Source organism: Candidatus Poriferisocius sp. (assembly GCF_965202595.1).
GTDB lineage: Bacteria > Actinomycetota > Acidimicrobiia > Acidimicrobiales > Bin134 > Poriferisocius.
Genome location: NZ_OZ241836.1, coordinates 620,654 through 642,236 on the forward strand (window position 1 = coordinate 620,654; position 21,583 = coordinate 642,236).

Genomic DNA, 21,583 nt, shown 5'->3' on the forward strand with positions numbered 1-21,583 from the left:
GTTGTTTAAGGTTCCAGGGTTATGACTCCAGCGGTCGAGTTGAAAGACGTGTCGCTTATCTTTGGGGGGGGGCACCCCAAGGAAGAGCCGGTGCTGGCTGTGCAGGACATTCATCTTGCCATCCCGGCCGGCCAATTCATTTCCGTGGTGGGGCCAAGTGGCTGCGGCAAGACTACCATCTTGAACATGTTGGCCGGGCTGATCGGGCCAACCAAGGGTTCGGTTATGCGTCACGGCGAGGTGGTGGACGGCCCCAGCCGGGACATTGGCTACATGCTGGCTAGATCGGGTCTCAGCCCGTGGCGAACAGCCCGCAGAAACGTGGAGTTGGGTCTGGAGTTTCGGGGAGTCCCCAAGGCTGAACGGCGAAGGAGAGCCATGGAACTTCTGGGCAAGCTACGCCTGGAAGGATTTGCCAACTCCTACCCTTCCCAGTTGAGCCAGGGCATGCGTCAGCGGGTTGCCATCGCCCGGACGCTGGCCATCGACCCCGACCTGTGGTTGATGGACGAACCTTTTGGTGCTCTGGATGCCCAGACCCGTCTCACGGTACAAGCAGAGTTCCTGGAACTGTGGTATGAGACCCCCAGAACGGTTATATTCGTCACCCACGATCTGGAGGAGGCCGTGCTTTTGGCCGATCGGGTTCTGGTCATGACCGCCCGGCCCGGGCGCATCAAGTCGGACACCATTGTGGACATACCCCGGCCCAGGGTGATCGACGAACTTCGTTTCGACCCTGTATTCCGGGAGACGGAGCACAGGATTTGGGAGGAATTGCGCGGTGAGATCGTCTGAGGTTGACGAGCCTCGAGAAGCCGACATGGCTGATCAAGTTTCTCCTGTGGATGCGCTCAACCAGGAGGAAGTGGAGGCACTGATACCGCAGGAATCCATCTGGAGATACCGGTTGCGCCGTTTGGACATACCCATCCAGTTGATGCGGGTGGCGATCCTGTTCGGAATTTGGGCGCTGTGGCACTACGAGATCGTTTGGAACGGCTTCACCTCGATAACTGTCCCAGGTTTGTTCAGTTGGGATGTCTCTCTATTTGGTGTTCAACCCTTTCCTGAAGTCAAGGAAACCTTCCGAGCCAGTCCCGGAGAGACGTGGGAGTATTTCACGGACATCTACCACGAAAAGCTCTTCTGGCAGGACTTTTGGGTTACCGTGAAGGAGGCTTTATTCGGTTTCGCGATCGGCTCGATACTAGGACTCCTCGTGGGCATCACATTTGGGCGGTATCGGAAGGTGGCCAAGACGGTGGGACCTTTCATAATCGTCATAAACGCAATGCCCAAGATTGCTTTTTTGCCTCTTATCCTTATTGTCTACGGCGTGGGTGAATCCTCCAAGGTGGTCCTGGCAGTTATAATCGTTTTTTTCATCGTGCAGGTGCCCACGCAGGCGGCGGTGGCTCTGGTGGATCCCGATGTGGAACTGGTTGCTCGCACCATGGGGGCATCCCAGCGCCAGCTCTTCGCCAAGGTGACGCTGCCCGGTATAACTCCTGCGGTTTTCGGTGCCCTGCGACTTGCGGCTGTGATCTCGGTTCTTGCCGTCGTGTTCGGCGAGATATTTTCGGCTAAGCGGGGTCTTGGCCAGCGGTTGGCTTACGCAGCCAACCAGCTCTCCTATGACGATACTTTCGCAATCGTGTTCATCCTGGCGTTGATCGCGCTGATAATGAACGGTGGGATCGGGTTGATCGAGCGCAAAGCCCTTCGCTGGCAAGCCTCACAACAGCGCGGCCAGGTCATATCGCTCTAGGCCGAGGGGCAGCTTGTGAGCACGTCTGGTATGCCGAACACTTCGGCGTAGCAAATCGGGGCTAACCGGCGAGGGGCGTGGGCAGCTTGTGAGCGCGTCTGGTATAGTTGGCGTACTTCCCCCGTCACGGTTAGGGCGCGCCGCGCCGGGAACGGCACATGGAAGGCTCCTCGCTTCCTCCTCCCCGGTTGACTCCTGCGGAGCGGATCCGGGAGATGTGGGATGACTACCGCTACCTGATCCGGCTGCTGGTGGTCGGGATCTGCGCCCTGATCGCCACCGGGGTGGTGGTCTACTTGATGGTTGGAACCGATCGGGCACCCCGGCCCGAGGCGGTGATCCCCCGGGCCACGCCGCTGCCGGTTACTCCCTCGCCCGAACCGCTTCCGATTCTGGTTCACGCCGCCGGCGCGGTCGAAGTTCCCGGTGTTTACCGCCTGCCGGATGGTGCCCGCGTCCTCGATCTGGTTGGTGCGGCCCAGGGGTTGACCCCCGATGCCGATTTCGACCGGGTGAACCTGGCCGCGGAGCTGTCCGACGGTCAGCGGGTGTACTTTCCCAGGCTGGGCCAGGATGCCGTTCCTGCGCTCATTGGGGAGAACGGGTCGGAGCGCAGCGCGCCATCCGGGCCCCTTGATCTGAACTCCGCCACTGCCGAGCATCTGGAGTCGCTGCCCGGGGTGGGCCCGGCCATAGCCGCGGCCATTGTCGAGTACCGCCAGCGCGCCGGCGGATTCAAAACGGTGAGCGGGCTGCTGGCCGTGCCGGGTATAGGGCCGGCCAAGCTGGAGGCGATCCGTGACCTGGTAGTCGTGTGAGCGGTGGGGGTCGGGGGAGTGCTACCGGGGCCCATCGTGGGTTCGGTGGCGGTGGGTGGCGGGGCAGCCGTGGGTTCGGTGGTGGGTGGTGGTGGGCCCATCGTGGGTCAGGCAGCGGTGGGTTGCGGTGAGCGACCGCCAGGTGGTGGCTTTGGCCGTTGCCGCCATTGCTGGGGCTTGGTGGTCGGCGGCGGTGCCGTTGATCCCGGCCATTGCCCTTGGAGTGGTCGCCCTGGCCGCTCGCAAGCCGTGGCTGCTGGTTGCCGCGGTGGTGCTGTTGGGGTCATCGCTGGGGGCGAGAGCCTGGTCGGGCCTCGACCCGGTGCCGGCGGCGGCCTTCGAGGGAGAGGTTACCCTGGTGGCCGACCCGATCCCCGCCGGTGCCGGGATGCGGGTGGATGTGCGGGCCGGCGGGCGGCGCTACGAGGCCTGGGCCTACGGTCGGGCTGCCCGAGATCTGGGCGAGCGCCTGGCCGGGGACCGCGCCGTCGTCACCGGCAGCGTCCGCTCCATCCAGCCACTGCCGGCGTACCTGGCGGCCCGTCACATCAGCAACCGGCTCAGCATCGACCAGATACATGGCTCCCGGAGTGGGGCCCCGGCCTACCAACTGGCCAACTGGTTGCGTCGTACCATTGCCCGGGGAGCCGAGTCGCTGGGTGGCGATCAACACGCCCTGCTCACCGGGTTGTCCTACGGCGACGACCGCTACCAGTCACCGGTACTGTCCGACGACTTCCGAGCAGCCGGACTCACCCATCTGCTGGCGGTGTCGGGCCAGAACGTGGCCTTCGTGCTCATATTGGCCCGCCCCCTCATCGAGCGCTTCGACTACCGGGGTCGCTGGGTGCTCACCCTGGGGTTGATCGGCTTCTTCGCTCTGGTCACCCGGTTCGAACCCTCGGTGCTCAGAGCCACGGTTATGGCGGCCATTGCTGCCACCGCCACGCTGCTGGGCCGCGAGGCCTCCAGCCGCCGGGTGCTGGCCCTGGCCGTGGCTTTGCTGGTGCTGGTGGATCCGCTACTGGTCCACTCGGTGGCCTTCCGGTTGTCGGTGGGGGCCTCGGTGGGAATCATCTTGTGGTCGGTCCCCCTGGCCGAGCGCATACCCGGTCCCCGGGTGCTGGCCGATGCGCTGAGCGTCACCGTCTCCGCCCAGTTGGCGGTGGCTCCCCTGCTGATCGCCACCTTCGGCGGGGTTCCGGTAGCCTCCTTGCCGGCCAACCTGCTGGCCGCCCCGGTGGCCGGTCCGATCATGATGTGGAGCCTCTCGGCCGGGGTTGTGGCAGGGTTGGTGGGTGGGCCGGCGGCCCAGTTGATCCACTGGCCCACCGCGTTGGGTGTGGGTTGGATTCAAGCGGTGGCCGGTTGGGCCGCTTCGGCCCGGCTGGGCGAGCTGCGGGGCCTCCACCTGGTTGCGGTGGTCATCGGCGTGGGGGGCTGGTGGCTGGCCCGGCGGCGACTGCTGCGGGCGGTGGCCGTGGTGGGGTTGACCATCGCGCTCTTGGTGCCGGCGGTAGCCCTGCGGATCACCGATCCACCGTTCCACGCGGTACTCGACTCCGGTGTCGAGGTGTGGCGGCACGACCGGACCACGGTGGTGGTGCTCGGAGCCAACCGCTCGACCGGGAGGCTGCTGGAGGATCTGCGTCGCGCCGGGGTGGGTGCCGCCGATCTGGTGGTGGCCGACCGTGGCGGGCAGGCGCAGCGTGAGCAGGTCTGGGCATTGCGGGAGCGGATGTGGGTGGGGGCGGTGGTCGCCCCGCCCGGCCACCGGATAGGCGGAGCGACCACTGTTGGCACCGGCCGGCGCGTGCTGGTCGGGGGCCTGGAGGTAAATGTGGTGTCCCACGACCCCCACCTGGTGGTGACAGCCACCCATGCCGGCGGTGCCGCGTGATCGTGTGGTTGCCGGTGGCGCTGCGTGGGGGTGTTCTGGTATGGCACAGAGGTTGTGTGCGGGCGAGCGTGCCCGCATCGAGGCGATGGTTGGGATGGGGGTGGGGACTGCTGAGATGGCCCGCCGGTTGGGTAGGAACCGTTCGGCGGTGTGGCGGGAGTTGCGGCGCAACGGGGGTGGTTCGGTGTATCGGGCCGATGCGGCCCAGGCTGCTGCGGATGTGCGGGCTTTGAGGTCTCGCCCATCCAAGTTGGCCGCAGATAGCGTGCTGGCGGGGGCGGTGGCCGGGTTGTTGGCGCTTCGTTGGTCACCTCATGCGATCTCAGATGCTTGGGCTTGTCAGGTGTTTTGTGTAAGGGGGGTGGTTTGATTGTTTGCTGGGCCTGTCGGGTCCGGGTTTTTGGAAAGGAGTCTTTGTGAGTGGTATTGAACAGGATGCATTGTTGGTGTTGGATGAGTTGTTGGATGTGCTGGTGGAGCGTGTCCGCTCGGAGGGTGTTGAGTTGTTGGGACCTGGGGGGTTGTTGTCTCAGGTGACCAAGGCGGTGCTGGGGGCGTTTGTTGGCTGAGGAGCTTTCGGAGCATTTGGGCTACGACAAAGGGGATGTGTCGGGTCACGGGTCGGGTAACTCACGCAACGGGGTGTCTTTCAAGCGGGTGCACACCGATACGGGGATTGTGGAGCTAGATGTGGGTCGGGATCGTGCCGGCACGTTTGAGCCACAGATCGTGCCTAAACGCTCAACACGTCTGGCGGGGTTCGACGAGAGGATCATCGCCTTGTATGCCCGGGGTATGACCGTTCGTGATGTGCAAGCGCATCTGCGGGAGATTTACGGGGTGGAAGTATCCCATGATCTGATCTCCAAAGTCACCGACGGGGTTATGGATGAGATGCAAGCCTGGCGGACCCGGCCTCTAGATGAGGTGTACCCGATCATTTTCATCGACGCGCTGGTGATCAAGGTCCGTGACAACAAAGTCGCCAACCGGTCCTGCTGCCTCGCGGTGGGTGTTGACATCGACGGGCGAAAAGACCTGCTAGGTGTAACCCTTATCGAGGTTGTTGACAGTTCGGTTGGGTGAGTCTGTGATGCCATTGAGGTGGTTGTAAAGCATCCATCTGGGTGGCAGGGGAGGCTCTGTGTCACATGGTAATGCGCTTTTTATGTCCGCGGGGTGGTTGTTGATGGTACGAAGGGTTGAGTCGGGTATGGCTCAGGCTCGTCACCATCGGTTAGCCCTCTTTCTTGTGTTCAAAGGGAGCGCCGGTGTTGTTGAGGTCGATTGCTGATCGGGTGGGTCCACATCATAGATGTTATATAAGGTCTGGTCTGTACCTATTTTTCCTAACATTTTTTGGATTTTCAGAAATATCTTTATGTTTTGGGTGGGTATTGTCACCCGGGCTGATAGTATTACAGGTATGAAGTTCGACCTCAGTGTTTCCAGTGACGAGACCAATACTGATGCCAATGCTGCTGGCAGTGACGATGCTGGTGGTGGGGATGTTTTGCGTTTGGAGATGGTTGATTTGGAGGGGATGGATTCCAAGGGTTTGTTCGATTTGCTGTTCGAGATCAACGCTGCCCGCTGCACACTGGACGGGTACATGACCGAGGTGTTGAACCGTTACGGTGATCTTTTGGGCGAGGGCGAGGTGCAGGCTCTTTGCCTCCAATTCGGAATGGGCCGCTACCTGGCCAACCGCCAAGCCCGCACCGCCGGATCCCTGCGAGAACTACCCACCACCGTGGACGCGGTCAAAGCCGGCGGGTTCTCCATAGACCACGCCCGCTTGCTGGGGGAGTCCCACGGTCGGGTGCCTTTGAACCGAGCCCAAGAAGAAGAGTTGATCGACAAAGCCAAAACCGAGAACCTGGACAAGTTCAGGAAAACCCTGGCCCGCCAGGAGGACGACCGGCGCGGCACCGACAGTGAGTCGCGGCTTGATCAGCAGCGCCGCCGTCGCAAGGCTGCGGTGTTCAACGGTGATGATGGCATGGTGGTGTTACACGCCGAGTTGGACCGGGTGACCGGTGAACGGGTCAAAACCGCACTCGACGGCATGTGTGATCGCATGTTCCGCGACGACTCCAAAAATGGCAACGACCGCACCCACCAACAGCGCGCAGCCGACGCACTCGCTGCTCTCATCACCCAAACCCCTGGTAAGAACCCCAAAACCGCCAGTGGCATCTGTGGTGATCATGGCGGTGACGTGGCGGTGCAACCCACCACGCTTTTGGTCAAGGTTGACTACGACCTGCTCACCGGCCAGCTCAAAAACGCCGGGCTCATAGACGACACCCCCATCGACATGGACGAACTACGCCGCATCGCCTGCGACGCAGCCCTAATACCAGCCATCTTCACCGCCGAGGGGGTGCCCCTGTATTTGGGTCGTAAGCAACGCTCGGCCACCCAAAAACAAAAACTCGCTCTATACGCCCGAGACAAACACTGTGTCAATTGCGGGCTAAGAGCCACTGCCTGCGACATACACCACATCAAACCCTGGGAACACGGCGGCAGAACCAGCATCAACAACCTCGTCCTACTCTGCCCCACCTGCCACGCCCAAACCCACAAACACCAACCCCAACCACCCCCCACCCCATGGACCCGAAAACCCACCTACAGCAACGTCCTCCTCAGCCCCTAACCAACCAACACAGCAGACCTCCACCCGTTACAACCGACCTGTGGCGATAACCGGCCAACCCCCAACCGAACTGTCAACAACCTCGATAAGGGTTACACCTAGCAGGTCTTTTCGCCCGTCGATGTCAACACCCACCGCGAGGCAGCAGGACCGGTTGGCGACTTTGTTGTCACGGACCTTGATCACCAGCGCGTCGATGAAAATGATCGGGTACACCTCATCTAGAGGCCGGGTCCGCCAGGCTTGCATCTCATCCATAACCCCGTCGGTGACTTTGGAGATCAGATCATGGGATACTTCCACCCCGTAAATCTCCCGCAGATGCGCTTGCACATCACGAACGGTCATACCCCGGGCATACAAGGCGATGATCCTCTCGTCGAACCCCGCCAGACGTGTTGAACGTTTAGGCACGATCTGTGGCTCAAACGTGCCGGCACGATCCCGACCCACATCTAGCTCCACAATCCCCGTATCGGTGTGCACCCGCTTGAAAGACACCCCGTTGCGTGAGTTACCCGACCCGTGACCCGACACATCCCCTTTGTCGTAGCCCAAATGCTCCGAAAGCTCCTCAGCCAACAAACGCCCCCAGCACCGCCTTGGTCACCTGAGACAACAACCCCCCAGGTCCCAACAACTCAACACCCTCCGAGCGGACACGCTCCACCAGCACATCCAACAACTCATCCAACACCAACAATGCATCCTGTTCAATACCACGGAAGGCTCCACCGGTGATCGCGACAGGTCGGCCATGATGGTCGATCAGAAACATTGGCGAATCACCGGTGGAGGTGTTCCAGTATGGCACAGAGGTTGTCTGCGAGCGAGCGTGCCCGCATCGAGACGATGGTTGGGATGGGGGTGGGGACAGCTGAGGTGGCCCGCCGGTTGGGGAGGTGCCGTTCGGCGGTGTGGCGGGAACTTCGGCGCAACGGGGGTGGTTCGGTGTATCGGGCCGATGCGGCCCAAGCTGCTGCCGAGGTGCGGGCTTTGAGGCCTCGCCCATCCAAGTTGGCCACAGATAGCGGGTTGGCGGGGGCGGTGGCCGAGTTGTTGGCTGATCGTTGGTCACCTCATGCGATCTCAGAAGCTCTCCGCAAACAAGGGCTGCGGGTGTGCGCAGAAACCATCTACCGGGCCTGTTACGATCCCACCGGACGCAGCGGCCTAGCAGCTGATAGTTGGAAACTGCTGGTACGACAACGCCGGCGGCGCAAACCCCGAAGCCGTTGTGAACAGGCGAAACGCTCCGTGCTGGGCGATTTCCGGCCCATAGCGCAGCGCTTCCGAAATAGTCGCCACCCGAGCCGAGGCGGGCCACTGGGAAGGTGATCTCATAATCGGTGCGAACAACCAATCAAGCAGTAGCCACCCTGGTGGAGCGCACCAGCCGCCAAACCCTGGTAGTACCACTACCCGATGGCTACGATGCCCACAACACCGCCAAAGCCGTCACCGCCGCACTCAAACGCCAACCCACCGCAATGGTCAAAACCCTGACCTGGGACCAAGGAACAGAAATGGCCAAATGCGCCGAAATCGAACACAACCTGGGCATACAGATCTACTTCTACGAACCCCGATCCCCCTGGCAACGACCCACCAACGAACAAAACAACACCACACTCAGACCCTGGCTACCCAAAAGCACCAACCTCAACATCGACCCGGTACGCCTCGCCATCATCGAAGACCTCCATGCCCCGCAGACTCCACCACTGGCAACCCGCCCAAACCATCTACACTAAACCCTGTCGCGATCACCAATAGAGCCTACCCTTCCCTGCCTCAAAACCAAACACCCAACCGGGCGACCCCGCCTCAGAACCAAACACCTAACCGGGCGGGGAACAAGTAAAGCGGATACTCTTGGAAGACCACTCAGAAGAAGGAATACCAGAAGCTCGGGCCTGAACCTCGAACTGATAAGTACTCCTCACCGTTCGAGGAAACGAAACCGAAGTACCAGTCAAACCAGTTCTCGACAAACCCGAACCCAACACATCGCGAACAGCATAACTCCGAGTCCTGCTATCCCCACTACGCCACTCAACCAAGACATTCACCGTACCCGGTCTACTACTAGAAACACAATCAACACGATAAACAGAAGGCACCCCCAACCGCGCAGGAACAACCGTAGGCGCAGGCGTAGCAGTAGGCGTGGGAGTGGGAACATTACAAGCAACACGGGCGTTACTATTATACTGAGAAGACCAATGCGACCATTTCTTCAAAGAGTCAGAATACCCGGCAACTATAAACTGATAAGTACCATTCGCCGTTTGCTCAAACACAGCCGAAGTATTAGTCACCCTCTTAGTCATCCCCGGAGTACGATTATTATCCCGAACACTATAACTCGTAGTTATACCCGTCGGGTCAGCATCCCACTCAACAACAACATTTATAACAGCAGTTCTAGGATTATTAGGATTACGACTGGGAGTAGCACAACTAGCCCTCACATTAGCAGGCACAGACACCGTCTTAGGCGTAGCAGTTGGAGTAGCAGTAGGAGCCGGAGTCGGCGTAGCAGTAGGAGTAGGAGTGGGGGTAGCAGTAGGTGAAGGAGTGGTAGTAGCGGGTGGAGTGCAGGTGATACGGGTACTCCTGGAAGACCAAACCGAAGAAGGAATACCAGAAGCCCGTGCCTGAACCTCGAATTGATAGGTTCCTTTCACCGTTCGAGGAAACACAGCTGTAGTACCAGTCAAACCAGTTCTCGACAAACCTGAACCCAACACATCGCGAACAGCAAAACTCCGGGTTCTGAGATCACCACTCAACCACCTAACCGTCACATTCACCGTACCCGGCCTATTACTAGAAACACAATCAACATGGGAAACAGAAGGCACCCCCAACGGCGAAGCCGTAGGAGCATTACAAGTCTTAACAGGGCCGTAAGAAGACCAACCCGACCAACCCACCCCAGACTTAGAAGAATACCCGCGAACCTTGAAACTATACCTACCGTTCTCCGTCCTAATAAAAGTAGCCGTATTAGCACCGATCACAATTTTAGACAACCTATTACCAAGCGACGCATTCGATTCCACTTCATAACGCTCAGTCCTACCCGTCGAGTCAGCATCCCAATTAACAATAACACTAACAACACCAGCCCTACCCTTAACCCCACCAGCATAACACCTAATAGATACGTTAGAAGGCACCACCATCGGCCTATTATCAGCACACTTAGTAACATCAGACTGACTAACCCAACCCGAATACCTACTATTACCACCGCTAGTTACAGCACTTCTTACTTGAGCCGTATAAGCACGACCGGGAGACACCACAAGAGTACCAGAAGTAGCAGGAGCATCCACCGTCTCAGCAGACCTACCAACCACCTTGAACTCATAAGAAGTAGCCCCCACGACGGCATCCCAGCTGACAGTCAAAGTACGGCCATCAGCCGAACAACTAACTGAAACATTAGAAGGCGGAGGTACAGGCACAGCACAAGTGATACTGCCCGGCATTTTAACTGGGCCTGCGCCCATCAATCCTTGCACATTATTAATGGTAACTCTTCTCATGCTATACATATCAACAGTATAATTTTTACCGGGTATTATAGGAAAAGTAGTTGAAGTAGTAGACCCACCTTCTACATGTTTAGTTTCCCATGTATTTTTGCCTTCTACAGAAGTGAATAGACGCACAGTGTAGTAGCTGGCATTACTAGCAGCCCTCCAGCTAACAGTTAAAGTACGGTTGCCAGCAGAACACCTAGAAGTTATATTAGAAGGTGGTTTAGGGGGAAGTGGCATACCCGGTCTCCATGTCGGTGGGAACAAAAAACAGTATGCTGTAAAAATGGTACTCGCAATCGCACCAAGAGGAGTTATCTTACTGAAGAGTGATACCAACCTAGCAGTGTTAACTATGGCAGGAAGTCCTTTACTTATCAAATAATTATTCAAGCTATTAAATATGGCAATACCAGTAAGAAAAACACCACCAGTACCCAATTTAGTAATACCAAAGTATTCGCACGTGTAATAGTAGTAAGGCCCTGAATTGTACCAGTGCTCATCAGTTGACCTTATATAAGACATAAGGTTACGAACATCTTCCCACTGCTGGGACGATATACCAGCCAATGCATTTAGTCCATCTCTGCTCAAATTACCTAAGTGATTTACTGCGTTTTGCCCTAGGTTTACTCCAGATCGTACTATGTCTGATCCTGCGTCATAAATCTTTTTAAATAGCCCACCCCAATTAATACCACCACCTGAACTGTGACTAGGAAGAATAGGGCCATACTTATAACAATTAGGATGGTGTTCATCATATTTCACCCATTGAACCGGATACACTGGAAATGCTTCTAAACCTTGGTCCCAACGCTTTTTATATGCTTCATATATTTCAATTCGCGATCTATAGAGATTATCATTATCATCGATCCACAGCCCATAGCCAAACATAGTTGAAGAGCTTGATGTAGCAGGTAATGAATTTTTGTTGCGAGCATGAGTGCTCCCTGACGGACAGTTGTTATGTGGTGTATGGGTGGTAACGGTTGTTGTCCCAGTCTTTTCTTGTATAGTGGTAGTGCCTGTTTGTCTCCGTACCTTTTGCTTTGATATCACGGTATAGTTATTGGGGGGAGGGTCGGTAACCTTACGATACCGGGTCTCAGTCCGATACGTTGTTTCTGTGAAGCCAACGGTAACTGTGGAGGTATACAACCATTTCCCAATAGCAGTAGACAAAGGGAAAAACCTTTTAGAAGGGTACTTATAAGCACCCCAGGTATTACCAACGCGTGGTTGTAAAGCAATCTCAACCCTACTATTCGCCGTCTTACGAGCAGCAATACGAACCGTAGCATTACCAAAACTGATCGGAGCGCTATGCAACCATTTCCCAGTGGCAGTAGACAAAGGGAAAAACCGAGTAACAGGATACTGACGGTCACCCCAGGAAACAATAAGAGCAACTGCAATACGCTCCTGTAATGCTAACTCAACCCTACTATTCGCCGTCTTACGAGCAGCCATACGAAAACTCAAAGAACCAGGTGTATAATTAGGAACCCTTACAGTTTCTTTCCAAAAATCCTCATAAACAGGAACTACCCTATCCTCATAAACGTCCTTAGTTATAGTCTGAGGATCATGCGCCAACACAACCTTAGGAGCAACCGAAGCCAACAACCCGGCAACAACAACAAACACCAACAACCTTCTCATGGCCGCTGACTCCTTAATTTTCTCTTGTCTTTCCACTCTAAAATTTTTACCCAAATCCAGAGGAGTAATAAAAGCCCCACAATCCCACGAGATACAAAAAAAGTAGTTTGCTTAGACAAACCATACCAGTGAGGTAAATAATGCATCGAGAATAAGAGGAAGCCTATAAGTAAAGGTGCAAGTGCCATTACATAGGCTACAAAAACCAGAAAAGGGGAGGGGGGAGATGAAGGGGTATCAGTTTGTGGTAGCGGTTTCGGTGGGGGGCGGTATTGGTTGGGGGGTAGGCCCTCGGTCGGGGTCATCGAGTCGGGTTCGGGTGGGGTGGTCATGGGGCTAATGGTAACAGTGTTTGGTGTTGTTGTCGTTGGTGGCCCTCTTCAGTCTGGCGTTGAGCTTCTGTCAACAAGAGTGTCGCGGTCAGGGCCGAAGGGAGCCAGGAGGTGAAACCCGAAGCGCCTTTTGATCCTGACCGCGAGGCACATACCCCAGTGAGGCCGCTTTGAGCGAGGGAAAGAGTAGGTGTAATCCTTATGGAGGTTGTTGACAGTTCGGTTGGTGGCGGCGCAGCGGTGGGGTGGCGGTGTAGCGTCGCTGTTGTGATAGTGGAGCTGGGGAGTCGCGGCTACGACGTGTCCAGCAGGGCTCTGGTCATGGGTATTTTGAATCGCACACCCGACTCTTTCTACGATGCCGGTAGCTACTGGGATTTTGATGCTTTCCTGGGCCGGGCCGAGAAGCTGGTGGCCGAGGGGGCCGACCTCCTGGATGTGGGAGGGGTGAAGGCCGGGCCCGGCCCGGAGGTGACCGAGGCTGAGGAGATGGATCGGGTGGTGCCCGCCATCGAAGCGCTGCACCGGCGTTTCGACCTGCCGATCTCGGTGGATACATGGCGGGCTTCGGTGGCCCGGGAGAGTTACGCCGCCGGGGCCGTGGTGGGCAACGACATCAGCGGGTTCGCCGATCCCGACTTCCTCCCGGCCGCGGCTGAGGCCGGGGCTTCGGTGGTGGCCTGCCATGTGCGTTTGGCCCCCCGGGTGGCCGACCCCGAACCGGTGTACGGCAACCTGATGGAGGAGGTGAGCCGGTTCCTGTCCGAGCGGGCCCGATGGGCGGTGGACGCGGGGATCCCGGCCCGGCGGGTGATGCTGGATGCGGGCCACGACCTGGGGAAAACCCCCCAGATGTCCACCGAACTGCTGCACCGGGCCGGCGAGTTGGTGGATTTGGGCTACCCGGTGCTGCTTTCGGTGTCCAACAAGCGCTTTCTGGGTGAGCTTACCGGCACCGATGTGGGGGACCGGCGGGAGGCCACGCTGGCGGCTCACACCCTGGGCATCGGGTTGGGCTGCCGGATCCTGCGAGCTCACGATGTGGTCGGAACCCGCCGAGTGGCAGATTTCATGAGCGCGATCCTGCAGTCGCGGGGGGCCATGGCATGAGTGCGATCTTGCAGTCACGGGGGGCCATGGCATGAGCGCGATCCTGCAATCCCGTGGGGCAATGGCATGAGTGCGACTGTGGTTTTGTTGCACGGGGGTGATGATGTGTTGCTGTCCACCGCGGTCAGGGAGCGGGTGGCTGGGTTGGTGGGTGACGGTGACCGGGAGCTGATGGTGTCCGAGCTCACCGAAGCCGCTTACCTGGTGGGGGAGGAGTACGAGATAGCTCCGCTGGTGGACGCGGCCCAGACCCCGCCGTTTCTCACCCCCCGGCGGGTGGTGGTGGGTCGGGAGCTGGGCCGGTTCTCCAACGCCGAGTCCCTCGGCCCCCTGCTCGGCTATCTGAAGAACCCGCTGGACACCACCGACCTGGTGCTGGTGTGGGAGAAGGGGCCGGCGCTTCAACGGATGGCCGCGCTACCCAAGAGCTTGTCGTCTGCGGTTGCTGCCGCCGGGGGGGAGGTGGTCGGTGCCGGGGTTCCCCGGGGCAGCGACGGGGTCACCCAATGGATGGACGGGCAGATCGCGACGGCAGGACTGCGTTTGCGGGCCGGGGCCAAGCGGCTGCTGGCCGACCGGCTGGGGGAGGACATGAGTCGCCTGCCCTCGGTGCTGGCCACTCTGGCCTCGGCCTACGGCTCGGATCGGACCCTGGAGGCCGACGACGTGGCCCCGTTTATAGGGGAGGCCGGATCGGTGCCTCCCTGGGAACTGACCGACGCGGTGGCGGCGGGCAGCATCCCCGACGCCCTGGAAAAACTGCACCGCATGCTCCATGGTGGGGGTCGCAACGAGATGCAGGTGCTGGCCACCCTGTACAACCATCACGCCCGGTTGTTGAGGCTCGACGGCTCCGGTGCCGAGGACGACAAGGCGGCGGCCCAGCTTCTGGGAATCAAGGGCTCCACCTTTCCGGCGCTCAAGGCGCTGCGTCAGGTTCGCAAGCTGGGGTCGAAAAAGGTTGCCCGATCCATCCAACTGCTGGCCCAAGCCGACCTGGATCTCCGGGGTGCCACCGCGATGTCTCCCCCGATGGTGCTGGAGGTGCTGGTGGCTCGCCTGGCCCAGCTCAACCGATGAACCGGCGGCTCGGCTCTGGCTAGGGGAAAGGCGGGTTTTAGCTGGTGGCTCGCCTGGCCCAGCTCAGCGGGCGGCGCGGGCGGCGCGGCGGGGTTGCGCGAGGGGTTTAACCGGCCTGCAACCGGGACAGGCGCTTCATCAGGCGGGACTTGCGCCGGGCCGCGGTGTTGGGATGCAGGATGCCCTTCCCGGCCGCCTTGTCGATGCGCTTGATGGCCATGCGAGCGGCTTCGGCGGCTTCGGCGGCGTTGCCATCGGTGGCGGCAGCCACGGCGGTGCGGGTGCGGGTATTGATTTCCGAGCGTACCGCCTGGTTGCGTTCGCGACGCTTGACGTTCTGGCGGTTGCGCTTTATCTGGCTCTTGATGTTCGCCACAGGGGGGTAACCCTACCGTTTTTGGATTCCGAAAACCACATGGGAGCCACCTGGGAAAAGGGTTTCTCCGGTTTGGTGAACACCGGGAGAAAACCTGGGAGGTTCGCGGGAAAGGGCGGTAGCGTTTTGAGTTATCGTGGCCATTGACTCATCTCGCATCCGCAACACTTCGATCATTGCCCACATCGATCATGGCAAGTCCACGCTGGCCGACCGTATGCTCGAGTTGTGCGGGGCGGTGGACCCCCGGGAGATGCGGGCCCAGTACCTCGACTCCATGGACCTGGAGCGGGAGCGGGGTATCACCATCAAGCTCCAGAGCGTGCGCCTGGATCACGACGGCTATGTGATCAACCTCATCGACACCCCCGGCCACGTGGATTTCGGCTACGAGGTGAGCCGCTCCCTGGCCGCTTGCGAGTCGGTGATCCTGCTGGTGGACGCGGCTCAGGGCATCGAGGCCCAGACCCTGGCCAACTGCTACCTGGCCATCGAGAACGAGTTGGAGATCGTGGTCGCTCTCAACAAGATCGACCTGCCGGCGGCCGAGCCCGAGCGCTATAAGGCGGAGATCGAGCGGGTGCTGGGAATCCCCGCCACCGATGTGCTGGCCATAAGCGCCAAGACCGGTGAGGGGGTGAGAGAGCTGCTGGAAGCGGTGGTTGATCGCACCCCGCCTCCTGCGGGCGACCCCGAAGGCCCGCTCCAAGCGCTGATATTCGACTCCCATTTCGATCAGTACCGGGGTGTGGTCAGCTCGGTGCGGGTGATGAACGGGTGCCTGCGTTCCGGGGCCGGAATCCGGTTCATGCAGGCTCGTACCGAGCGGGAGGTGGATGAGATCGGGGTTTGGCGACCCCGCCCGACCCCGGTCGACGAGCTGGGGCCGGGTGAGGTGGGTTACCTCATCGCCGGAATGAAGAACGTGGCCGAGGCTCGCTCGGGTGAGACCGTCACCACGGCCCGCGGGGGGGCGGTCGACCCACTGGCCGGCTATCAGGAGCCCAAGTCAATGGTGTTCTGCGGCCTGTACCCCATCGACGGGGACGAGTTCGCGGCCCTGCGGGATGCCATGGAGAAGCTGCGGGTGAGCGACTCCAGTTTCAACTATCAACCGGAATCCTCGGGGGCGCTGGGCTTCGGTTTCCGCTGCGGCTTCCTGGGACTCCTGCATATGGAGATCGTGCGGGAGCGCCTCGAGCGGGAGTTCGGCCTCAGTTTGATAGCCACCGCCCCCTCGGTGGCCTACCGGGTGTATCTGGACAACGACGAGGTGATTGAGGTGGACAACCCCTCGGCCATGCCCCCCGCTGCCGAGGTCCGGGCCATCCATGAGCCCATGCTGGCGGTCACCATCATCGCTCCGGCCGGATACACCGGCACTCTCATGGAGTTATGCCAGGGTCGCCGGGGGGAAATGCAGAAGCTGGAGTACCTGTCGCCCGAACGGGTGGAGCTGGCCTACCGGCTGCCGCTGGCGGAGGTGGTGATGGACTTCTTCGATCAGCTCAAGAGCCGCACCCAGGGTTACGCAAGCCTCGACTACGAGCCCGACGGGTACACCCCCGCCAACCTCACCAAGGTGGATATTCTGCTCCAGCACGAGCCGGTGGACGCTTTCAGCTCCATCGTTCACCGGGATGCGGCTTACAGCTACGGGCGGCGCATGACCACCAAGCTCAAGGAGCTGATTCCCCGCCAGCAGTACGACGTTCCCATCCAGGCGGCCATCGGCGGCAAGATCATCGCTCGTGAGACCGTTAAGGCCTACCGCAAGGATGTCACCGCCAAGCTGTACGGCGGTGACGTAACCCGCAAGCGCAAGCTGCTGGAGAACCAGAAGGCCGGCAAGAAGAAAATGAAGGCCATTGGCCGGGTGGATGTGCCCCAGGAGGCGTTCATCTCCGCCCTCCGTCTGGACGACTGAAATGAGGGCCATTGGCCGCCTTACATCTGGATGACTGAAAGGTTGATGGCCCGGTGGTTCCGGTTGGACCGCGGCCGGCTTGGGCAGGGCCATTAGTATCAAAGATTTGATGAGCAAAAACGGCGAGATGCTCTCCGCGCGCAAGGCTGCGGTGCTGCGGGCCGTGGTTGAGGGGTACATCTCGACCACCCAGCCCGTGGGTTCGACCCAGGTTTCGGAGTTGGCCGACCTGGGGGTGTCCCCCGCCACGGTCCGCAACGAGATGGTGGCCCTGGAGCAGGCCGGATATCTGAGCCAACCCCACACCAGCGCCGGCCGCATCCCCACCGATAAGGGCTACCGCCATTTTGTCGATTCCCTGACCGACGTGCCCGACACCCTGAGCCGCAGCGAGCGCCGCCAGGTGCGCGACTTCTTTGACACCACCCACAACGAGCTGGAGAAGATGCTGGCCGATACCAGCGCTCTGCTGGCCGACCTTACTGCCTACGCCGCCCTGGTGGTGGCCCCCCAGCACTCGACTGCCACCATCCGGTCGGTGAACCTGGTTGACCTGTCGGAGCGCCAGGTGCTGGCCCTGGTGGTGTACGAGAACGGGTCGGTGGACAAGCGCACCATCGAGATGGACGGCCCCTTCAACCCGGTGGAACTGGCCCGAGCTGCCATGGGGTTGACCGAATTCCTGGTCGGACGGCCGATCACCGCCCTGCGGGAGCAGATCACTGCCTCCTGGCTGACCCCTCTGGCGGTTCGGATCATGGGCTCCCTGGCCGATCTGAGCGAAGCCGAGGAGGATCTGTACGTGGGCGGGGCAGCCAGCGTGGCCGGCCTGTTCGATGCCACCGACACGGTACGGTCGGTTCTGGGAATACTGGAGAAGCAGTTGGTGGTTGTGTCGTTGGTGAGAGACATACTGGATCGGGGCCTTACCGTGGCCATCGGCTCGGAAACCGGTATCGCCCCCCTGGCGGAGTGCTCGCTGATCGTGGCCCCCTACGAGGTGGCCGGTCGGCCGGTGGGGTCCATCGGGGTGCTGGGACCCACCCGCATGAACTATCCCCAGGCTCTGGCCGCGGTGGCGGTGGTGAGCCAGAAGTTGGGCGACCGGCTGTCCGTCCCGTAGATCATGGCTGCCGACTTCTACAACCTGCTCGGCGTGGGCCGGGATGCCACCGAGGACGACCTCAAGAAGGCATTTCGCAGGCTGGCTCGCCAGTACCATCCCGATGCCAATCCCGATAACGCCGAGGCCGAGGCCCGGTTCAAGGAGATAGCGCTCGCCTATGAGACGCTGAGCGACCCTCAGAAGCGAGCCCACTACGACCGCTTCGGCACTGCGCCGGGAGCCTCGGGGGGCGGCGATCCGTTCTCGGGCATGAACCTGGGCGACGTATTCGATGCCTTCTTCGGGGGGAGCGCGTTTGGCGGCAGCCCGTTCGGGAGGGCTACGGGACGGGCCCGGAGCGGCCCCCAGAAGGGTGCCGACCTGGAGACGGCGCTGACCCTCGACTTTGAGCAGGCGGTGCTGGGGGCCGATGCCGAGGTGGCGGTGCGCACCGCCACGGTATGCGAGCAGTGCGAGGGCCGGGGCGCGCCCGAGGGGGTACAGCCGGTGACCTGCGGAACCTGCGACGGTATGGGCCAGGTGCAGCGGGTGCGTCAGTCGATCCTGGGTCAGATGGTCACCCGGACGGTGTGTGACACCTGCTCCGGTTCCGGTGAGGTGATTCCCGACCCGTGTACCGGATGCGGGGGTGATGGCAGGGTGGTGGAAGATCAGGACTACAAGGTGACCATCCCCGCCGGGGTGAGCCACGGGTCCACGCTGCGAGTCACCGGCCGGGGCGCGGTCGGGCCCCGGGGGGGTCCTCCCGGAGACCTGTACGTGCATGTGGAGGTGCGCCCGCATCCCCGGTTCGAGCGCGACGGCGACCACCTGCTGGACCAGATCCACCTCACCATGACCCAGGCCGCCCTCGGGGTCAACGTCAAGTACGAGACGCTGGACGGGGTGGAGGATCTGGATGTCCCGGCCGGCACCCAGACCGGGCGGGTGTTTCGCATCAAGGGCCGGGGGGTGCCTCGGCTGGAGGGTAGGGGTCGGGGCGATCTGCTGGTGCAGGCGATGGTGGAAACTCCCACCGGGTTGAATGATGAGCAGATCGACCTGGTCCGCCGGCTGGCCGAGATTCGGGGCGAGGAAGTGGCTCCGGCCACCCGGAGGAAACGACGCCGCCGCGAATCCCGGTAGTGCCGGCTGCTTTTGGTGGGGGAGTGGTGAATCCCGGTAGCGCCGGCTGCTTTTGGTGGGGGAGTGGTGAATCCCGGTAGCGCTGGTGGCCCCCATGTCTTCGTGGCCGATTTGGAGCATCCCGAGCTAAGCGACGAAGACCGTCGCCACCTGACCCGGTCCCTGCGGTTGAGACCGGGCGATGCCTTCACCATCTCCGACGGTGCGGGGTCGTGGCGGGCCTGCCGCTTGGGATCCGATCCGGGTGGTGAGGCCGAGCCCGCCGGCCCGGTGGTGCCCGTTCCCGCACCCCACCCACCCCTCACCATTGGCTTCGCCCTGATCAAGGGGGGTCGCCCCGAGCTGGTTGTCCAGAAGCTGACCGAGCTTGGTGTGGACACCATCTTGCCGTTCATCGCCGATCACAGTGTGGTGCGCTGGGAACCCGACCGGGCTGCCCGTCACACCGAGCGGTTGTGCCGGGTGGCTCGGGAGGCGGCGATGCAGAGCCGCCGGGTGCGCCTTCCCGAGATCGGAGGGGTGGCCGACTACGCCGGTCTGGCCGGCCTGCCGGGAGCGGTTCGGGCTGACATGGATGGGGATCCGCCCACCCTGGATCGTCCCGTTGTCCTGATTGGCCCCGAGGGGGGCTGGTCCGATGCCGAGCGGAACCGGCTCGGCGCGGTGCGGATCAGCCCCTGCGTCCTGCGGGCCGAAACCGCCGCCATCACCGCTGCTGCCCTTCTCACCGCCCTGCGCGACGGCCTTACCCGCACCCAATGATGGGCCTCTGGTTTGGGGTTAGCGTTGGTGGATGGGGGTGTAGCTACGTTCGGCGGGGCCGGTGTAGACCTGGCGGGGCCGGGCTATGCGGCTTTCTTGTTCCAGGAGTTCCACCCAGTGGGCCAGCCATCCCGCGGTGCGGGCGATGGCGAACAGCACGGTGAACATCTCGGTGGGGAAGCCCATCGATTGGTATATGAGCCCGGAGTAGAAATCAACATTGGGGTAAAGCCGGCGGCTCACGAAGTACTCGTCGGCCAGGGCCACCTCCTCCAGCTTGAGGGCTATGTCCAGCAGCGGGTTGGAGCCGGTCACCTCGAACACGTCGTGGGCGGCCTGCTTGATTATCCGGGCTCGAGGGTCATAGTTCTTGTACACCCGGTGACCGAACCCCATCAGGCGAGCCTTGCCGCTTTTGACCGCGCTGAGGAACGGGTCGATGTTCTCGTAGTTTCCGATATCGTTGAGCATTTCCATGACGGCCTGGTTGGCCCCCCCGTGACGGGGGCCGTACAGGGCGCTGGCGGCGGCGGCGATCACCGAGTAGGGGTCGGTGTGAGCGCTGCCCACCACCCGGGCCGCGCTGGTGGAGCAGTTCTGCCCGTGGTCGGCGTGGGTGATGAGCAGCAGATCCAGTGCCCGCCGGAAGGTCGGGTTGCAGTGATAGGTGGGCTCGGCGACCTTGAACATCATCGACATGAAGTTGCTGGCGAAGTCCAGGTTGTTGTCGGGGTAGACGAACGGCATGCCGGTGCTGAACCGGGCGCTGGCGGCGGCCACCGTGGGCACCTTGGCGATGAGCCGCACGATCTGGTGCATCCGGTTCTGGGGATCCTCGATGTCCTTGGCCTCGGGGTAGAAGGTGGACAGGGCGGCGATGGTGGACACGAACATGCCCATTGGATGGGCATCGTGCAGGAACGATTCCATGAACCGCTTGCGGAAGCGCTCGTGGATGTAGGTGTGATGGGTGATCTCGTCCACCCACCGCTGGTACTCGCCCGAGGTGGGGAGCTGGCCGTAAAGCAGCAGGTAGGCCACCTCCAGATAGGTGGAGTGCTCGGCGAGCTGTTCGATGGGGTAACCCCGGTAGCGCAGGATCCCGTTTTCGCCGTCCACTTCGCTGATGGCGCTGGTGGTGGCCGCGGTGGTGCTGAAGGACGGGTCCAGGAACCATACGTTGGGAAGTAACTTGCGCCAGGCCGAGGCATCCACACCGCCGTTGACAATCGGAACCTCTGTTGACTCACCGGTCCGATTGTCGGTGATTGTTATGGATTCAGGCACACACGGCTCCTCTCGCCTCGCTCTTTGACGCTGCCGCAGCTTACCCCAGAGGGCTTCGTCGCCCCAGAAAAGCGGTTACCAC

Annotated in this window: 21 protein-coding genes; 16 read left to right on the top strand and 5 right to left on the bottom strand. The window is 60.9% G+C overall.

Annotated elements, in window-relative coordinates; genetic code table 11:
- Positions 1–21: 21 nt before the first annotated feature.
- From ACOGXC_RS03210 to ACOGXC_RS03245, 8 genes are all read left to right on the top strand, one after another.
- On the top strand, positions 22–798 hold the full coding sequence (locus ACOGXC_RS03210) for an ABC transporter ATP-binding protein (RefSeq protein ID WP_419919277.1): 777 nt from the start codon (positions 22–24) through the stop codon (positions 796–798).
- A gap of 25 nt (positions 799–823) precedes the next feature.
- Complete coding sequence (locus tag ACOGXC_RS03215) at positions 824–1,771, top strand: ABC transporter permease (RefSeq protein WP_419919278.1); 948 nt, start codon at positions 824–826, stop codon at positions 1,769–1,771.
- Between the two features lie 158 nt (positions 1,772–1,929).
- Positions 1,930–2,589, top strand: a complete 660-nt coding sequence (locus tag ACOGXC_RS03220; protein ID WP_419919279.1) for a helix-hairpin-helix domain-containing protein — start codon at positions 1,930–1,932, stop codon at positions 2,587–2,589.
- A gap of 127 nt (positions 2,590–2,716) precedes the next feature.
- Entirely contained in the window at positions 2,717–4,489 is a 1,773-nt protein-coding gene (locus ACOGXC_RS03225) for a ComEC/Rec2 family competence protein (RefSeq protein ID WP_419919280.1), read from the top strand.
- 40 nt (positions 4,490–4,529) lie between these two features.
- Positions 4,530–4,859 (top strand): helix-turn-helix domain-containing protein, encoded by a 330-nt coding sequence (locus ACOGXC_RS03230; protein ID WP_419919281.1) that lies wholly within the window; start codon positions 4,530–4,532, stop codon positions 4,857–4,859.
- A gap of 4 nt (positions 4,860–4,863) precedes the next feature.
- Entirely contained in the window at positions 4,864–5,058 is a 195-nt protein-coding gene (locus ACOGXC_RS03235; RefSeq protein WP_419919282.1) for a hypothetical protein, read from the top strand.
- A complete protein-coding gene (locus tag ACOGXC_RS03240; RefSeq protein WP_419919283.1) occupies positions 5,051–5,575 on the top strand; it encodes an IS256 family transposase in 525 nt (174 codons plus the stop codon). Before ACOGXC_RS03235 ends, ACOGXC_RS03240 begins: the two co-directional genes overlap by 8 nt.
- Before the next feature lie 340 nt (positions 5,576–5,915).
- Entirely contained in the window at positions 5,916–7,154 is a 1,239-nt protein-coding gene (locus ACOGXC_RS03245) for a DUF222 domain-containing protein (protein ID WP_419919284.1), read from the top strand.
- A 27-nt stretch (positions 7,155–7,181) separates the two neighbouring features.
- Here the strand turns inward: ACOGXC_RS03245 and ACOGXC_RS03250 are convergent, their stop codons facing one another.
- Together ACOGXC_RS03250 and ACOGXC_RS03255 are read right to left on the bottom strand one after the other, a co-directional pair.
- Positions 7,182–7,736 (bottom strand): IS256 family transposase, encoded by a 555-nt coding sequence (locus ACOGXC_RS03250; RefSeq protein WP_419919285.1) that lies wholly within the window; start codon positions 7,734–7,736, stop codon positions 7,182–7,184.
- A complete protein-coding gene (locus ACOGXC_RS03255) occupies positions 7,729–7,932 on the bottom strand; it encodes a hypothetical protein (protein ID WP_419919286.1) in 204 nt (67 codons plus the stop codon). The genes ACOGXC_RS03250 and ACOGXC_RS03255 overlap by 8 nt, the downstream gene beginning before the upstream one ends.
- Positions 7,933–7,961: 29 nt before the next feature.
- On the opposite strand from ACOGXC_RS03255, the gene ACOGXC_RS03260 reads away from it, so the two are divergent.
- Together ACOGXC_RS03260 and ACOGXC_RS03265 are read left to right on the top strand one after the other, a co-directional pair.
- Entirely contained in the window at positions 7,962–8,492 is a 531-nt protein-coding gene (locus ACOGXC_RS03260) for a transposase (protein ID WP_419919287.1), read from the top strand.
- Positions 8,493–8,503: 11 nt separating this feature from the next.
- The gene (locus ACOGXC_RS03265; RefSeq protein ID WP_419919288.1) at positions 8,504–8,908 is read left to right on the top strand and encodes an IS30 family transposase; all 405 of its coding nucleotides are present in this window, start codon (positions 8,504–8,506) and stop codon (positions 8,906–8,908) included.
- A gap of 87 nt (positions 8,909–8,995) precedes the next feature.
- Here ACOGXC_RS03265 and ACOGXC_RS03270 read toward each other — a convergent pair whose 3' ends face one another.
- Positions 8,996–12,412 carry a hypothetical protein gene (locus tag ACOGXC_RS03270; RefSeq protein ID WP_419919289.1) on the bottom strand — a complete coding sequence of 1,139 codons (3,417 nt, stop codon included), beginning with the start codon at positions 12,410–12,412 and terminating at the stop codon, positions 8,996–8,998.
- A 563-nt stretch (positions 12,413–12,975) separates the two neighbouring features.
- Between ACOGXC_RS03270 and folP the strand changes: the two genes are divergently transcribed.
- Both folP and holA read left to right on the top strand, forming a co-directional pair.
- Positions 12,976–13,818, top strand: coding sequence for a dihydropteroate synthase (folP, locus tag ACOGXC_RS03275; RefSeq protein WP_419919290.1), 843 nt, complete (start codon positions 12,976–12,978; stop codon positions 13,816–13,818).
- 66 nt (positions 13,819–13,884) lie between these two features.
- Complete coding sequence (gene holA, locus ACOGXC_RS03280) at positions 13,885–14,898, top strand: DNA polymerase III subunit delta (protein WP_419919291.1); 1,014 nt, start codon at positions 13,885–13,887, stop codon at positions 14,896–14,898.
- A 106-nt stretch (positions 14,899–15,004) separates the two neighbouring features.
- Here the strand turns inward: holA and rpsT are convergent, their stop codons facing one another.
- A complete protein-coding gene (gene rpsT / locus ACOGXC_RS03285) occupies positions 15,005–15,274 on the bottom strand; it encodes a 30S ribosomal protein S20 (protein ID WP_419919292.1) in 270 nt (89 codons plus the stop codon).
- A gap of 142 nt (positions 15,275–15,416) precedes the next feature.
- Between rpsT and lepA the strand changes: the two genes are divergently transcribed.
- From lepA to ACOGXC_RS03305, 4 genes are all read left to right on the top strand, one after another.
- Positions 15,417–17,201 carry a translation elongation factor 4 gene (lepA, locus tag ACOGXC_RS03290; RefSeq protein WP_419920001.1) on the top strand — a complete coding sequence of 595 codons (1,785 nt, stop codon included), beginning with the start codon at positions 15,417–15,419 and terminating at the stop codon, positions 17,199–17,201.
- Between the two features lie 109 nt (positions 17,202–17,310).
- Complete coding sequence (gene hrcA / locus ACOGXC_RS03295; RefSeq protein WP_419919293.1) at positions 17,311–18,324, top strand: heat-inducible transcriptional repressor HrcA; 1,014 nt, start codon at positions 17,311–17,313, stop codon at positions 18,322–18,324.
- A gap of 3 nt (positions 18,325–18,327) precedes the next feature.
- Positions 18,328–19,452: a molecular chaperone DnaJ gene (gene dnaJ / locus ACOGXC_RS03300; protein ID WP_419919294.1), complete on the top strand. Its 1,125-nt coding sequence runs from the start codon at positions 18,328–18,330 to the stop codon at positions 19,450–19,452.
- Between the two features lie 66 nt (positions 19,453–19,518).
- Entirely contained in the window at positions 19,519–20,214 is a 696-nt protein-coding gene (locus ACOGXC_RS03305; protein ID WP_419919295.1) for an RsmE family RNA methyltransferase, read from the top strand.
- A gap of 18 nt (positions 20,215–20,232) precedes the next feature.
- Here the strand turns inward: ACOGXC_RS03305 and ACOGXC_RS03310 are convergent, their stop codons facing one another.
- On the bottom strand, positions 20,233–21,501 hold the full coding sequence (locus tag ACOGXC_RS03310) for a citrate synthase (RefSeq protein WP_419919296.1): 1,269 nt from the start codon (positions 21,499–21,501) through the stop codon (positions 20,233–20,235).
- Between the last annotated feature and the right edge of the window lie 82 nt (positions 21,502–21,583).

Excerpts from the sequence above, each read along its gene's own strand:
- ACOGXC_RS03210 (WP_419919277.1), top strand. The coding sequence starts at position 22 with ATGACTCCAGCGGTCGAGTTGAAAGACGTGTCGCTTATCTTTGGGGGG.
- ACOGXC_RS03215 (WP_419919278.1), top strand. The coding sequence starts at position 824 with ATGGCTGATCAAGTTTCTCCTGTGGATGCGCTCAACCAGGAGGAAGTG.
- ACOGXC_RS03220 (WP_419919279.1), top strand. The coding sequence starts at position 1,930 with ATGGAAGGCTCCTCGCTTCCTCCTCCCCGGTTGACTCCTGCGGAGCGG.
- ACOGXC_RS03230 (WP_419919281.1), top strand. The coding sequence starts at position 4,530 with ATGGCACAGAGGTTGTGTGCGGGCGAGCGTGCCCGCATCGAGGCGATG.
- ACOGXC_RS03245 (WP_419919284.1), top strand. The coding sequence starts at position 5,916 with ATGAAGTTCGACCTCAGTGTTTCCAGTGACGAGACCAATACTGATGCC.
- ACOGXC_RS03255 (WP_419919286.1), bottom strand. The coding sequence starts at position 7,932 with ATGTTTCTGATCGACCATCATGGCCGACCTGTCGCGATCACCGGTGGA.
- ACOGXC_RS03260 (WP_419919287.1), top strand. The coding sequence starts at position 7,962 with ATGGCACAGAGGTTGTCTGCGAGCGAGCGTGCCCGCATCGAGACGATG.
- holA (WP_419919291.1), top strand. The coding sequence starts at position 13,885 with ATGAGTGCGACTGTGGTTTTGTTGCACGGGGGTGATGATGTGTTGCTG.
- hrcA (WP_419919293.1), top strand. The coding sequence starts at position 17,311 with ATGAGCAAAAACGGCGAGATGCTCTCCGCGCGCAAGGCTGCGGTGCTG.
- dnaJ (WP_419919294.1), top strand. The coding sequence starts at position 18,328 with ATGGCTGCCGACTTCTACAACCTGCTCGGCGTGGGCCGGGATGCCACC.